The sequence below is a fragment of the Pseudomonas sp. HR96 genome (assembly GCF_034059295.1).
GTDB lineage: Bacteria > Pseudomonadota > Gammaproteobacteria > Pseudomonadales > Pseudomonadaceae > Aquipseudomonas.
On sequence record NZ_CP139143.1, the window covers coordinates 22,584 to 34,878 of the forward strand.

A 12,295-nucleotide genomic window follows, 5' to 3' on the forward strand; every position below is an offset into this window, starting at 1 on the left:
CAGGCCTTTTAGTCAAGGAACACCTGTTCAACACACAGAAACGTGAGCTGATTATGGCGTTCACTTCGGCTTTGTGCAAGCTGAAAAAAGTGACAGTCATCAGCTCACCGCCTAATGGTGGACTTATGGAAAAGCTTCCCTCGCAGGTTATGCGCCGTTTTGGCGCCTATGTCCTGCCTCCCCTGCAACAACCGAATCCGACACGGCTCATCGCTCTGTATGGCCTATCAGGTCCAGGCGGTGAAGCATGACCCGCCTAAAAGCCGTGAGGCTCTCCCCTTCCGATCCTCACTCCGCTTTGCGCCGAGCCAGCCGGCAAATGCCCGCCCGCCATGCAGCCCCCCGTCGCCTCTCAGAACAACAGCTCAAAAACCCCCTAATCCGTACCGCTTTTGACCGTCTGGGCAATATCGTCAGCTATCGCGGGCAGTTCCTGCGCCGGCTCGATGGCGTCCATGGTGATCGCCGTACTCGCCTGGAGAAATTCGTCGCCATCGAGCGCGTGGCCGAGCAGGTTCTGCTTCGCCTCGACCTGGCCACGGGCGTACTGGGCTACATCGACCCCGCCAATGGCCGTTACGTGCTCAACACCCAATGCGGTATCGCGGAAGACGCCGGCATCTCGGCGCCGGCGCTGTGCCGTCTGATGAAGACGCTCGATGATGCCGGCTACGTGTATCGCCGGATCGAACGGGTGCGCCTGGACGAAAAGGACGACAACGGTCTGCACCTGGTGCGAACGCGTGTCCTGGTGCGCTTCACCAAGTTGTTCTGGAAGGACCTAGGTCTGGCCTACGTCTATGAGCGCGTGCAGAAGTCAGCCAAGAAGCGCCGCGATGCGCAGTTGCGCGACATGGGCCAGGCGCGCCTGGCTGAAATGGAGCAGCATTCGATGGAGCTCAAGCGCCGCGAGATCGCCAGGCAGCGCTGGCAGGCCAAGGAGGCGCGTGAATCGTCCCAGGAGGGACCGCTGGAGTCTCCTGCAGAACGTTCGCCGCAGTCCCGAGCAAGGGCTGGCAATGACGTCATGAGTGCGCTCGGGCGCCTGGCTTCTTCGCTGGCCAACAAAGCCAAGTAACACTCGATCTTGCCTGTTTTTTGTATCCGCTCACGCGGAGGCCTTGTCACGCCTGCGATTTAGTGAGGTTTTCAACGCAGGCCGAGGCGGCTCTACAGCGGTCGTCTTGCCTGCAAAATCGCCTGTTTCTGACCCTAAAACACCCTTGTTTTGACGCTGCGCCGGCGAGGCCCGGAACAGCTTGTAATTAAATGAAATTTTATACCCCTTCCAGTTTCCCCCCTTCGGGTAAAAACAGGGCTTTACGAGGTGAAACCACCTCATACAGCATTAATGCCCACGCATTTCGTGCCTACGGCACGGCGTGGCAGCGGCGAGCTTACGATAGAGCTAGAGCCCGTCTAAGCGGCCCAGGGCGATAAAGCCGCCCTGCCCTGGCCTGCGGCCACCCTACGGGCGCTAAGACCCGGATAAATCGCCCCAAGGGGCTCAACCGGGCGCGTGTGCGCGCGGGCTCAGGATATTCAGTAGCTCCTGAACCTACGCCTTGTGCCTTCGGTGAAGGCATGCGTTTTGGACCTTCCAGCGGTGATCGATCAAAAGACGTGTCACGGCAAGGAGCGATCCGCTAAAGTACTGTCTATAGATACAGTATCAAGGCAATGGAAATGGCAAAGAAAGCGGCGCCACCGCGTCAACCGGATTCCTATGAACTGCTGGGGATGCGTCTGCAGCGCGCCATCAACAGTCCCGCCGCGCAGCGGACCAAATCCGCGCTCTGGAGCGCCTGGCCGATGATCGTGCAGACGATTGGAACCGGATCATGGAAGAGCTGGGCGACACCGATAACGTCACGCTCGCCCATCGCGACGATGGCCACGTCCAGGTGTTCTGGACCGTACCCCAAGAAGACTGAACACGAACCCTTTTGCCCGTATTCGGGCTTTTTTCAACACGTTGATGGTGACACCCATGTCGTACTCGATCATAGGCCCCTTGCAGGAACAAGGCGTGCCCCTCCCGCTTTACTCCCACCTGGTACCCGCAGGTTTCCCTTCGCCGGCAGCTGACCACCTGGAAAAACATATTTCTCTGGACGAGCTGTTCGAGATTCGAGCCCCGCATGTGTACCTGGTGAAGATCGAGGGCGACAGCATGATGGGCGCCGGCATCTATTCCGGCGACCTGGTGATCGTGGATCGGGGCCGTGAGGCTCAGCATGGCGACATCGTGATTGCGGCGCTCAACACCGAGCCGCTGTGCAAGCGGCTGCACAAGAGCGGCGGCAAAGTCATTCTGATGTCGGAAAACAAAGGCTACCCGCCGCGTTACATCCTGGAAGGTGACGAGCTGGCCATCTGGGGAGTGGTTCGCTACAGCGTGCGCGATCATGCCTACGCATGAGCCTGTCTTTGCGCTGATCGACTGTAATTCCTTCTACGCAAGCTGCGAGCGTGTGTTCCGGCCCGACCTGGCCAAGACACCGATCGTTGTCCTTTCCAACAACGATGGGTGCGTGATTGCCCGCAGCTATGACGCCAAGCCCTTCGTCAAAATGGGTGCGCCCTACTTCCAGATCAAGGACATGCTGCGCAAGGAAGGCATCGTCGCCTTCAGCAGCAATTACGCGCTGTACGGGCAAATTTCCGAGCGCGTGATGTCGGTGATCGAGTCCATGGTGCCGGCACTGGAGATCTACTCCATTGACGAAGCCTTCGCGCTGCTGACCGGCGTACCGGGCAGCCTCGATGCGCTCGGGCGCACGCTGCGCGCTCGCATACTGCAATGCACCGGTATCCCGGTCGGTGTGGGCATCGCCAAAACCAAGACCCTGGCCAAGCTGGCCAACCACACGGCCAAGCGCCTTCAGCAGCAGACCGGGGGGGTGGTCGATATCTGCGATCCTTTCAAACGCGATTGGGTGCTGCGCAACACAGCTGTTGAAGAGGTGTGGGGTGTAGGCCGCAAGCTCAAGGCGCACTTGCAGGCCATGGGCATTCAGACCGCCATGGACCTGGCCAAGGCCGATGCGCGCACGCTGCGCATGAAATTCAGCGTGGTGTTGGAGAAAACGGCGCGCGAGCTCGCCGGCACACCGTGCCTGGAACTGGACGACCCCGACCCGCCGAAGCAGGAAATCTGCTGTAGCCGGATGTTTGGCAAACGGCTGACCGAGATCGAGCCGATCAAGGAGGCGGTGGCCACCTACGTCCAGCGCGCCGCCGAAAAGCTGCGGGCACAGAATTCACTCTGCAAGAAAATCCGCGTGAGCGTGCGCACAGGCATGTTCAATCCCGACGAAGCCAAGTACGCCAATGGCATCCTGGTCGAGCTGCCCTACCCCACCAATGACGTCCGACTGATCACCAAGGCCGCCGTCCAGGCCATCGACCATCTGTTCAGGCCTGGCTTTCGCTACAGCAAGGCCGAGGTGCTGCTGATGGATTTGCGGCAACCTGGTGAGTTCACCGACGATTTGTTTGCCACGTTGCAGCCGGTGGCCACCAACAAGCTGATGGGCGTCCTGGACGAAATTAACGGTCGTTGGGGACGCGGCACCCTGCGCGCAGCGAGCGTGCCGGCGAATCCTGACTGGGCCATGCGCCGCGAGCTCATGAGCCAGAGTTACACAACCAGGCTCGACCAGTTGTGGACCGTGAAGGCCAACTAACCAGGTAGCCGGGATATGCGACCGACCTACAGACCCTGGCGCAGGTCATATACACAGTGAGCCAACTCGATAAGCGAGGTTTGTATGTGTGGTCGATTCGTGATGTCCCGGTCCATGGAGGAATACGTCCAGGAGCTCGACCCGCAGGGTGACCTGTTCGCGAAAGTGGACAAGACGCCGATCAAGCGATTCAACGTGGCCCCAAGCACCGACGTCCAAGTGATCCACGTAGAGCCCGATGGCCTGCACATCAGTCCGATTCATTGGGGCTGGAAGCGCGAAGTCTCATGGCCTAAGCCCAGGGTGGTACAGCCGATCAATGCGCGTATTGAGACGATTGCCAAGGGCCGGTTCTACAAAACGCTCTTTCCAGAGCACCGAGCGCTGATACCCGCAGATGGCTGGTACGAATGGGTCCGTGACGACTTGGACGAAAAGAAGAAACAGCCGTTTTTCATTCGGCTGAAAACCCGTAAGCCCATGTTCTTTGCTGGCTTGGCCCAGGCCAAACCGGGTGCATCAGAGGACGAGCCACCGGGCTTTCTGATCATCACCAGCAACTCGGATTCCGGGATGCTCGATATCCATGATAGGAGGCCTGTTGTGCTGTCTCCCGAGCTTGCGCGTGAGTGGATTTCGCCAGGGCTAGGCAAAGATCGAGCGAAGGAGATTGCCCGAGATTACAGCCAGCCCGTGGAGGATTTTGAGTGGTTTCCGGTTTCCAAGGACGTAGGAAACGTGCGTAACAAAGGTGAATACCTTGTCAAGTCTCTAGATTGATTGCGTCATTGCGTCATTGCGTCATTGCGTTAAATTGTCTTGTGCAGAGTGTGGATCAGCGTTATCCTTCGTGGCGTCAATTAACGCAATGACTAAATGACTAAATGACGCAATGAAGCATTAACGCAATGACGCATTATGCGTCAGGATCTGGGGATGATATGGCACTTCGAATCGGTACGGCTTCGCAAAAAGGCGGCGTTTACAAGAGCGCAATTGCCAGGGCTCTTGCAACGACTTATGCGTCTGCAGGGTGGGCGGTAAAGATCTGTGACCTTGATATCGACCAGTCTACTTGCCATGACTGGAACCTTCGCCGTATCAAGGCTGGTATTGAACCGATGATCCGCGTCGAAACGTTTGGCACTTTTAGCCAAGCGCTGAAGGCATCAAGCTCGGATGACGTCGATCTGCTCATATTCGATGGTGGCCCCCAAGCGACCGCAGGTACCGTCGATATGGGTAAATCAGTTGACCTGATGATCCTCCCAACCGGACTCAGCTTGGATGACTTAACACCGACCGTACGTTTGGCTAACAGGCTGGTTGATAAGCATGGAATTTCGCCAGATCGTATCGCGTTGGCATTGGTTCGCGGCGGCGATAGCGATAAGGAAATTGTCGAAGCGCGCTCCTATCTATCGGCAACGCCCTATCATTTGCTCGCTGGTACTCTTTACGAGAAAGTTCTATACCGACGCGCTCATGATGCTGGTTTCTCTGTTACGGAAGTGACGCATAAGGGGCTACGTGACCAGGCAGATCGCTTGGTCCAATCAATCGTTGACCGATTAGCCTCGCTGCCGCAAAATGCGTGAAAGCGTTATTTAACGAAATGACGCATTAACGTTATGACGCAAAAGGAGTGTCTACAATGGCCGCCATCCCCAAACCGCCTGCACGGCTATCCGGCAAAGGCACACCACCGACCAGCGACATCCCATCAACGGTTGTGGGCAATAACACCGAGAAGCCAGAAGCGAAAAAAGAAGTGCCTATGAATCTGCGTGTCCCAGACGAATTCAAAAGGCGCGTAGACCAATTCGCCTTGGATCATCGGACAAGCGTTAAGAAAATTACCATGCAAGCCCTGGAAGAGTTGATGAACAGGGCAGGGGCCGGACAGTAGCCATATCGCAATTTTCGGAAAGCTCCTGGTTTGCGCATGCCGTATGTCAGCGTTAAAAAGTCAATGCGTTAAAGAGTCATTGCGTCAAATAACGCATGTTGAGATATTTCCTATGTACGATTCTCAGCCTCCTGTGATCGTGACTGAAACCGAAGCACTACGTCGTGATGCAGACCGCTATCGATGGCTGCGCGCTCATGCTGTGCGTATCCAGGGCAGTGAGGTTTGGTATGCGGGCGTGGCCTTGGATATCGCGTAGATGTAGGCCGTGACCATGTGGCCGAGCTGAAGAAGACTATCCAGGAGCCTAAAAAATTGTCGCGCAAGCGTCAAACTTGAATCCAGTTAAGGGTAGACACAATGCGGATGCTTGAACACGGACACGAATCCATTATTGATCAAGTGTCCAACTCAATTGTGCGAAGCGCTACAAGCCACAGCGTCGGCGCGCTCATGCGTGGTCATGGCTTGATAGCTATCTTGGTGATATCTGCAGCGCTGATCTGTGGTGTATGGCTTCTCAAGCGGGTTTTTTAGGCGACTAGGCGGCCCCGTCTGCCCGTCATTAAGACGGGATTTGATAGTACAGATCCGAGAAAAATCTAACATCCCGTCGCCCGTTCACCCAAGCCCCGTCCCTCGATGGGGCCGAGGACGTAGAAACGGGCCAATTTCGGCACGATCCAGTCGGACAACACCCAAGAGGGCAAAGCAAATGGCTGTGGTTATCGACACGTGCCAGCTGCCCGACCAGCGAGCCTACCGGCCCACTGGCGGCGGCCACCACCACGGTCTCGCCGGCTCGGGGCTTGCCGCTTTCCAATCGTTGCTCCCGCGCATTGCTGCTGTAGGTTCCGCGCTAGATGTGTTGGCCAGCGTCACTGATACGAGCGAGCGCGTGTCAGAGCCTAAGACACCAGAGCAGCAGGCTGCCATGCAGCAGGTGAACATCGAGCGTGGCAAATTGTATGAGGATTTGCTTACGTTACTGGTCAAGCCCCATGCCAAGCGTGCCGCTGAAGCTGCGGCGTTGCGGGCAGTTTTCGCCCAGGTATCCTGATGCCTCAAAGATCAGCCGCTCGCTCTCGAAACGCTCGAGGCTTACTTAGAAGACGCCGCGAATAGCCATTCCGACGTGCCTCGCCTGCGGGGGTTCCTGCAAGGTTTGTACGCCGGTAAGGCGCTGACATTTGAGGACTATTGCGAAGTTGATGCCCTCATCGTGTCGGCCTTCGATTTGTAAGGGAAAAGATTGCTATGAGCCTGAAACTACGGAAGCCCTTCCGTTTGCCGGTTCCGCAAGTAAGATCTGCTCAGCCGCTGGAGTCTGCTGCTCAACTCTTTTGACTTAACTGGACAGACAGCGCGCTGTGACTACCATGGGCAGACCTGCATGGCTAAGCGCTTTGCTGTGCTGTCGCCTGGGATATAGGAAAACCATGATCAAACGTCTGACGAAAATCGGATTTATTTGTTGCTTAGGTTCATCGGTAGTAAGCCTGGGTTTGGGAATTTGGTCCGTTACAGGATCGCCCGCCATGAGCGGCAAGCTCGTGATTTCAGGAGGTATTTTGTTGGCTTTGGCTGGGGTTTTGCAGCTTGAGGTTAGCAATTTCTTCCAGCGCATGTTTGCCGAATACTCAGATTTGGACCGGTATCCAGGATGGGCTCCATCGCACGTTGCACGACAGGCTATAGATAACCCTGACCGACCTATAGCGACTAAGGTACGGAATCTCTTTTTCTTTGACGTCCGCACGGCGTTATGGCTGATCATTGCGGGCACATTTCTGCAACTGATCGGCGTTTGGATCTAGATAGGTAAAGTGACGCTGAGTAGCAGTCTAGGACTGCAGATCAAACCGATAAGCGAGGCTTTCGCGTCACATACCTAAAGTGTCATAAGACTTGATAATCAATAGTAACCGAAGTAATGTCGGAGGAGGGCCACTTGCTGCCCGCCCCCTCCGCCGTATTGGCATGGTGAAAGCGAGGTTTACCCCCTAATGGTGATTCTCACCGGCAGGTCGCAATGGAGGGACGACACGCGTTGCGAGCCGGTATCTTGAGAACACATCATGACCACGATTGAAACGCTCAAATCGCAGGCCAAGCGTCTGCGCGCCCACCTGTCAGAAAGCAACATTCCCCTGACCCACAGCCAGGTTCTCGAAGCGGTTGCTGTCATGCATGGACATCGAGACTGGAACACTGCTTCAGCCATAGCTGGCCCACCTGCAGAGCCCGTTCAAGAGCGTCAGCCCGCAATATCACTCAAAGAATTTTTGAATGGGGTGATGCGACCTAGTGCAGACATTGGGCCGGCCGATGTGCAAATCGAAGGCACGTACAGACGCGGCTACCATCAATGCGCTGCTGAGCTCATGCACGTCATGCGAGGGCCCAAGCAGATTACTGCTGCCATGTTGGAGGAATGGGTAGAGGGGGCGGGAATGGAGTGGAGAAAAGACAAGCCACTGAATCGTATGATTTTGGCGCCAGGGTTTGTGGCTACCAGGGAGGAAAAATAGAAATAGATGCTGTTCAAGTTTTTGAATATCGAGGAGACGGCCCAGGCGCTTGTTGAATCATCAGCAACATTTTCGGCGAAATACAAGAGCCTTGGGGATGCCATCCAGTACTTGAAGCAGCAGTCTGTGGCACTTTATGAGCGAGAGTACGCTGAAGTCGAACATGCTGAATACGTCGCTGATGGTGTTCTACACGTTCCGATTTGGAGGGACGTTGGTGCTACCTACTGCGCGCTGTGCGCACCTAACCCTCCCAGAGGAGAGGAGTGGCCCATTAAATTCGTAACACCCGGTGCTGTGTACGTCGAAATCAATTTTTGGGCGTCTCTTCCCCTCAGCTGATCCCTGAGAACTGTGTCAGTCGGTGCCATAGGTCGTGACGTAGGTCGTGACGTAGGAAAAACCGGTTGACACCGGTGTCACCTTGTATATCCTTGTAGATGAGGACTGCAAACGCGCATTTCCAAGCTTGGCTTTCCAGTATTGGCCCCTTGGACTTTCGGCAGCGGTGAAACTGGTGCTCACCGACGTAGGGACAATCGATAGGCCACCTTCGTATGGCTACTTGACTCGGTTGAATTCTGACCCAAGAGACACGGAAACGAGTCTCGAAGCTAAAGAATTGCTGCGACTATGCCTCATGAATCAAAACAAAGCGGCCTCTGGGCCGCTTTTTTTATTCCTGCTTTTTTTCAATGACTCCTACCTGGATTCCTCTAGCTTTTGACGTACTTGTCCATGTGACAATCGAGTAATGAAATTTCAAGGTGCGATCGCCTTCGACGGGTTCCAGGACCAGCGTGCCTTCTGAGGTTCGTAAAATCGTGATGCGCTTCATGCTCGCTCTGTCATGGTTCGGATCGTGATAGATCTCGGCTCCTAGCACAATCAAGTTCGCAATGAATTGGGGAATGTCGTCTGCCTTGTGGCACCCTCGCTTCCGCAGCTCCTTTTTCTTCCCCTCCCAGATGTGTTGGATTCCGTACCCCGCTGCTGGGCGATTTGGTGCCTGGCGGTGAAAGCCACCCTTTAAGTAGATGACTGCTTCCGCCGAGTTAAAGCGGTCAATAGCAGGAATTACGCCAAAAACAGTGCCGCCATCGGGATGTGTAGCTAGTTGATTTTGCCCTAGCTTCAGAATTCCATTCATGCGGTACCTGGTGATGTAAAGGGTAGAGAAATATTATAAAAGCATTGCGACACGTAATGGTGCACGTCAATCGACGTTGGCCCTGAGCTCCTAAGCTGTTCAGGTCTACACTGTTAATGGCAGTGCAAGAAAGCTCAAAAGCGGCCTGCTCGATGTCCTTCCTGCATCAGAAGGGCCAATCCGTCGCTTGCCATAATTGCTTCAAATACAGAGAGTGCAGCGTGATTTGCCGCTACTGCTTCCGCCAGCGTAGAGGGAAGGGTGTAGCGGACATCAGTGGAGCAGTGGGATGACGCCACGATGTGGAGAGGTATTTCAATTCCATGCTTTTCATGCAGATTCTTCGCTAGCACCGCCAAATCATGTCCTATCTTGCGTACTTCTTTAGCATCTGTTCCTCCAATCGTTAAAAGGCCTTTCAGTGTTTTCTCAACCGCCTGCTGGACAGCCCACCTCGCTTGCCCATAGCTGTTAGTGAAGATTGCCTGGCATGAGCTATCAAAATCTCCTCGAGCCATTTGGAACAGAGGGGTTCTAGGCAAATTATTTCGCCACTCGATCGACCTCATGGCGAATATGTAGAAATTGAATAGGTCGACCAGCTCTGCATCAGTTATCCGGTCCACAAACCCTTGGGGTAGCTGGTCCACCAGGGTGAGCACGTTTACGCTAGGTACCCGTATCCCAGGAAGTCCATCCTCACCTGTGTTACCAAGATTCCGATCTAGAAAGAAATTCACAGTGCCAAAGAATTCGGCTATTCGTAGGCACCAGACGGTTCTGGCAAGCATCACAGGGACCTGACCCATTTCCATCGAGGTTTTGAGGCGCGGACCTAGGGTATCTTCATACCAGCGATAGGCTTTAGCCATGAGCACATCCCCTTTGTACCCAGGCTCGTCAGCCAAAGAGTCTGGCGGTAGAAAACTGCCTCCCCAGCCAAATGCTTCCCAGAGTTTGCGCCCGACATGGTAGGGGCGCTGATGAGGCTTTAAATCAGTTAAAGACAATTCAGCATCTACGGCGGTCATGAGTGCCTCGAAATCGGTGAGGTTTTCCGGATAGCTTGGCCAAGTGAATTTTTTGTCCATTTGATCTATCTCTCTCACGTCAATACTTGATTTTATAGGTCGGCGAATCCTCCGGCCTATTCTGCCGCCGATCGTAGATACGTGTTGTGCTGATGTTGGCATGTCCGAGCCATGCCTGAACCTTGGCGATATCGGCTTCGTGGTCCAGAGCATTGGTGGCTGCTGTGGCTCGAAGCCCATGCACGCCCAGGCCGGCCACATCGATGCCGGCGACCTTCGCATAGCTGCCGACCATTTTATAGATACCATTGGCGGTCACTCCGGTACCTGTATGGATACCGCGTAGCGGTACGAATAGGGGCGCTTTTGGTTCAAGCAGGTGATGCCCTGAGCACTCCAGATACGCATAGATGCGTTCGGCCGCAATGGGGTGGAGGGGCAGATAACGAAGTTTCCCGCCCTTGCCGTGGATCTGCAGGTGCTTTATGCCGCGACGTTCCAGGATGTTCCCCACCATCAGCAACGCGGCTTCCTCGCGCCGCAGCCCGTGGTACAGCAGCACGGCCAGAATGGCCCGATCGCGCAGGCCCTTGAGCGTCAACAGGTCAGGCGCATCGAGCAGCGCCTTGGCCTGGTGATCACCGAGAGCCGGCGTCTTACCTTCGTTGGTTTCGATCCTGGGTCGCTTCACACCGTGCACCGGGTTGCCGCCAGCGACGGCGTTGAGCTCAAGCAGATGATCGAACAGGCTGGCCAACGCCGCCAATTTGCGCCGGATCGTGGCCCCGGCCAGGCCTCGAGTTTCCAATTGCGCGCGCCAGGCAAGCACGTGCGCGCGGGTGACCGCGCGGAACTCATCGGTGCCGGTGAGCCCGACAAACCCGCAGAAGTCCTCCAGGTCGCCTTGGTACGCTCGCCGAGTGCGCGGGTTGTCGATGTTGGCAAACCACTCGACCGCCGCCGGCACGGCTGCTAGGTGCTGAAATTCCGCAGCGGTTAACCGGCGTTCCTGCTGGGTGATAAGTCCTGTCACGTCAAACCTCTCGCCAGTTATTTCGATGAATCTCGCGACACCGATGCACCACTTGCGCCACCAGCGAATTACGGGGAGTGGCGTGTATCCAAGAATCTTCAAAAGGTGGGAGCGGCCCATCGGTCTCCAGCACCGCATTCAACTCCAACGAAAGCAGGATCAGCGTTTTGAATGCGTTAGGAGCCTGGAGCTGTTCGAGCTGTTTTCTCTGGACATCCATCTCATCTAGATGCGCGTCGCTGCCGTTCCATTCCTTGGATTTGTGATGCACCAAAGCGTTACGTGCCTTGACCAGGCCTTTCAGCCCATTGATAGCGGGGCCATCCGCATTCAGCGATCGACCACAGACCAAGCGTGGGACGACGAGCCATTTACCCACAACATCCAGCTTATCCAGATAATCTTTTGCCAGACGCTCTCCCAGCTGGAGGGTGGCAAATTCGAACGCGGCCGCTTCCAAGGCCATCGCGGAGAAGACGATGGTTTTTATGGCTGCGACGTTTTTTCTAGTTTTCTGGTCGTCGTAGGCTGTCGAATCGCCGGGCCATTCTTGCCTTGGGAGCGGATTGTCTTTCTCGAATAAAAAAGATCCGAATGCCTCCTCCGCGATTTCACAATAGGTGTCCACCATGGAATCGACTAAGACCCAGCTATCGCGGACTTCAAACGGTTTGGTCGTGCCCATGACAGCTCCTCGCCAAAAAGTGGTGATAACGTATTTCTTACGCTGATAAGCAGCGACCGATGCTTGATGCGTCGTAGCTAGCGACGGAGTCGGAGATGCCAGATGGGCCGCTGACATTGAAGGAACGCTTGGGAGTTGGCTCATGGGTATCCATTCAAAGCCGACAATTCCAACCTTAGCGAGTTGGTATCCGTCTGTGAGACTTGCAATCAAACGGCGCTCAATACGAACGTGATCACGTCTGCTTGAAGTCAGGTGGTTCCAGAA

The 12,295-nt window shown here is 55.4% G+C and carries 14 protein-coding genes and 2 pseudogenes; 11 read left to right on the forward strand and 5 right to left on the reverse strand.

Annotation, left to right across the window (positions count from 1 at the left end):
- Window positions 1–319: 319 nt before the first annotated feature.
- The 7 genes and pseudogenes from SFA35_RS26075 to SFA35_RS26105 all read left to right on the forward strand — a co-directional run bounded on the left by SFA35_RS26075 (window position 320) and on the right by SFA35_RS26105 (window position 5,598).
- Window positions 320–1,078, forward strand: coding sequence for a hypothetical protein (locus SFA35_RS26075; protein WP_320579738.1), 759 nt, complete (start codon window positions 320–322; stop codon window positions 1,076–1,078).
- Window positions 1,079–1,686: 608 nt separating this feature from the next.
- Window positions 1,687–1,934: pseudogene (locus SFA35_RS26080) on the forward strand (DUF1654 domain-containing protein).
- 56 nt (window positions 1,935–1,990) lie between these two features.
- Window positions 1,991–2,422, forward strand: a complete 432-nt coding sequence (locus SFA35_RS26085; protein ID WP_213881693.1) for a LexA family protein — start codon at window positions 1,991–1,993, stop codon at window positions 2,420–2,422.
- Window positions 2,409–3,689, forward strand: a complete 1,281-nt coding sequence (gene umuC, locus SFA35_RS26090) for a translesion error-prone DNA polymerase V subunit UmuC (protein WP_320579728.1) — start codon at window positions 2,409–2,411, stop codon at window positions 3,687–3,689. Before SFA35_RS26085 ends, umuC begins: the two co-directional genes overlap by 14 nt.
- Before the next feature lie 84 nt (window positions 3,690–3,773).
- Window positions 3,774–4,469 (forward strand): SOS response-associated peptidase family protein, encoded by a 696-nt coding sequence (locus SFA35_RS26095; protein ID WP_320579729.1) that lies wholly within the window; start codon window positions 3,774–3,776, stop codon window positions 4,467–4,469.
- Between the two features lie 161 nt (window positions 4,470–4,630).
- Window positions 4,631–5,287: a ParA family protein gene (locus SFA35_RS26100; protein WP_320579731.1), complete on the forward strand. Its 657-nt coding sequence runs from the start codon at window positions 4,631–4,633 to the stop codon at window positions 5,285–5,287.
- A 56-nt stretch (window positions 5,288–5,343) separates the two neighbouring features.
- Complete coding sequence (locus SFA35_RS26105) at window positions 5,344–5,598, forward strand: hypothetical protein (protein WP_320579734.1); 255 nt, start codon at window positions 5,344–5,346, stop codon at window positions 5,596–5,598.
- A 730-nt stretch (window positions 5,599–6,328) separates the two neighbouring features.
- Here SFA35_RS26105 and SFA35_RS26910 read toward each other — a convergent pair.
- Window positions 6,329–6,421, reverse strand: a pseudogene (locus tag SFA35_RS26910) (hypothetical protein); the annotation flags it as partial.
- 111 nt (window positions 6,422–6,532) lie between these two features.
- On the opposite strand from SFA35_RS26910, the gene SFA35_RS26915 reads away from it, so the two are divergent.
- The 4 genes from SFA35_RS26915 to SFA35_RS26125 all read left to right on the forward strand — a co-directional run bounded on the left by SFA35_RS26915 (window position 6,533) and on the right by SFA35_RS26125 (window position 8,471).
- Entirely contained in the window at window positions 6,533–6,658 is a 126-nt protein-coding gene (locus SFA35_RS26915) for a hypothetical protein (protein WP_414058578.1), read from the forward strand.
- Between the two features lie 379 nt (window positions 6,659–7,037).
- Window positions 7,038–7,415 carry a hypothetical protein gene (locus SFA35_RS26115; RefSeq protein ID WP_320579635.1) on the forward strand — a complete coding sequence of 126 codons (378 nt, stop codon included), beginning with the start codon at window positions 7,038–7,040 and terminating at the stop codon, window positions 7,413–7,415.
- A 261-nt stretch (window positions 7,416–7,676) separates the two neighbouring features.
- The gene (locus SFA35_RS26120; protein ID WP_320579637.1) at window positions 7,677–8,129 is read left to right on the forward strand and encodes a glyoxalase superfamily protein; all 453 of its coding nucleotides are present in this window, start codon (window positions 7,677–7,679) and stop codon (window positions 8,127–8,129) included.
- Window positions 8,130–8,135: 6 nt separating this feature from the next.
- The gene (locus tag SFA35_RS26125; protein WP_320579640.1) at window positions 8,136–8,471 is read left to right on the forward strand and encodes a hypothetical protein; all 336 of its coding nucleotides are present in this window, start codon (window positions 8,136–8,138) and stop codon (window positions 8,469–8,471) included.
- Between the two features lie 334 nt (window positions 8,472–8,805).
- On the opposite strand, the gene SFA35_RS26130 is transcribed toward SFA35_RS26125, so the two are convergent.
- The 4 genes from SFA35_RS26130 to SFA35_RS26145 form a co-directional block, all read right to left on the reverse strand.
- The gene (locus SFA35_RS26130) at window positions 8,806–9,279 is read right to left on the reverse strand and encodes a hypothetical protein (protein WP_320579642.1); all 474 of its coding nucleotides are present in this window, start codon (window positions 9,277–9,279) and stop codon (window positions 8,806–8,808) included.
- Window positions 9,280–9,413: 134 nt separating this feature from the next.
- Complete coding sequence (locus SFA35_RS26135) at window positions 9,414–10,370, reverse strand: hypothetical protein (protein WP_320579644.1); 957 nt, start codon at window positions 10,368–10,370, stop codon at window positions 9,414–9,416.
- Between the two features lie 19 nt (window positions 10,371–10,389).
- Entirely contained in the window at window positions 10,390–11,343 is a 954-nt protein-coding gene (locus tag SFA35_RS26140) for a tyrosine-type recombinase/integrase (protein WP_320579646.1), read from the reverse strand.
- Window position 11,344: 1 nt separating this feature from the next.
- A complete protein-coding gene (locus SFA35_RS26145; RefSeq protein WP_320579648.1) occupies window positions 11,345–12,028 on the reverse strand; it encodes a hypothetical protein in 684 nt (227 codons plus the stop codon).
- Window positions 12,029–12,295 lie beyond the last annotated feature (267 nt).

What these genes read in the sequence shown, in the direction of transcription:
- SFA35_RS26075 (WP_320579738.1), top strand. Translation starts at nt 320, where the DNA reads ATGCCCGCCCGCCATGCAGCCCCCCGTCGCCTCTCAGAACAACAGCTC.
- SFA35_RS26085 (WP_213881693.1), top strand. Translation starts at nt 1,991, where the DNA reads ATGTCGTACTCGATCATAGGCCCCTTGCAGGAACAAGGCGTGCCCCTC.
- umuC (WP_320579728.1), top strand. Translation starts at nt 2,409, where the DNA reads ATGCCTACGCATGAGCCTGTCTTTGCGCTGATCGACTGTAATTCCTTC.
- SFA35_RS26095 (WP_320579729.1), top strand. Translation starts at nt 3,774, where the DNA reads ATGTGTGGTCGATTCGTGATGTCCCGGTCCATGGAGGAATACGTCCAG.
- SFA35_RS26100 (WP_320579731.1), top strand. Translation starts at nt 4,631, where the DNA reads ATGGCACTTCGAATCGGTACGGCTTCGCAAAAAGGCGGCGTTTACAAG.
- SFA35_RS26105 (WP_320579734.1), top strand. Translation starts at nt 5,344, where the DNA reads ATGGCCGCCATCCCCAAACCGCCTGCACGGCTATCCGGCAAAGGCACA.
- SFA35_RS26915 (WP_414058578.1), top strand. Translation starts at nt 6,533, where the DNA reads ATGCAGCAGGTGAACATCGAGCGTGGCAAATTGTATGAGGATTTGCTT.
- SFA35_RS26115 (WP_320579635.1), top strand. Translation starts at nt 7,038, where the DNA reads ATGATCAAACGTCTGACGAAAATCGGATTTATTTGTTGCTTAGGTTCA.
- SFA35_RS26120 (WP_320579637.1), top strand. Translation starts at nt 7,677, where the DNA reads ATGACCACGATTGAAACGCTCAAATCGCAGGCCAAGCGTCTGCGCGCC.
- SFA35_RS26125 (WP_320579640.1), top strand. Translation starts at nt 8,136, where the DNA reads ATGCTGTTCAAGTTTTTGAATATCGAGGAGACGGCCCAGGCGCTTGTT.
- SFA35_RS26130 (WP_320579642.1), bottom strand. Translation starts at nt 9,279, where the DNA reads ATGAATGGAATTCTGAAGCTAGGGCAAAATCAACTAGCTACACATCCC.
- SFA35_RS26135 (WP_320579644.1), bottom strand. Translation starts at nt 10,370, where the DNA reads ATGGACAAAAAATTCACTTGGCCAAGCTATCCGGAAAACCTCACCGAT.
- SFA35_RS26145 (WP_320579648.1), bottom strand. Translation starts at nt 12,028, where the DNA reads ATGGGCACGACCAAACCGTTTGAAGTCCGCGATAGCTGGGTCTTAGTC.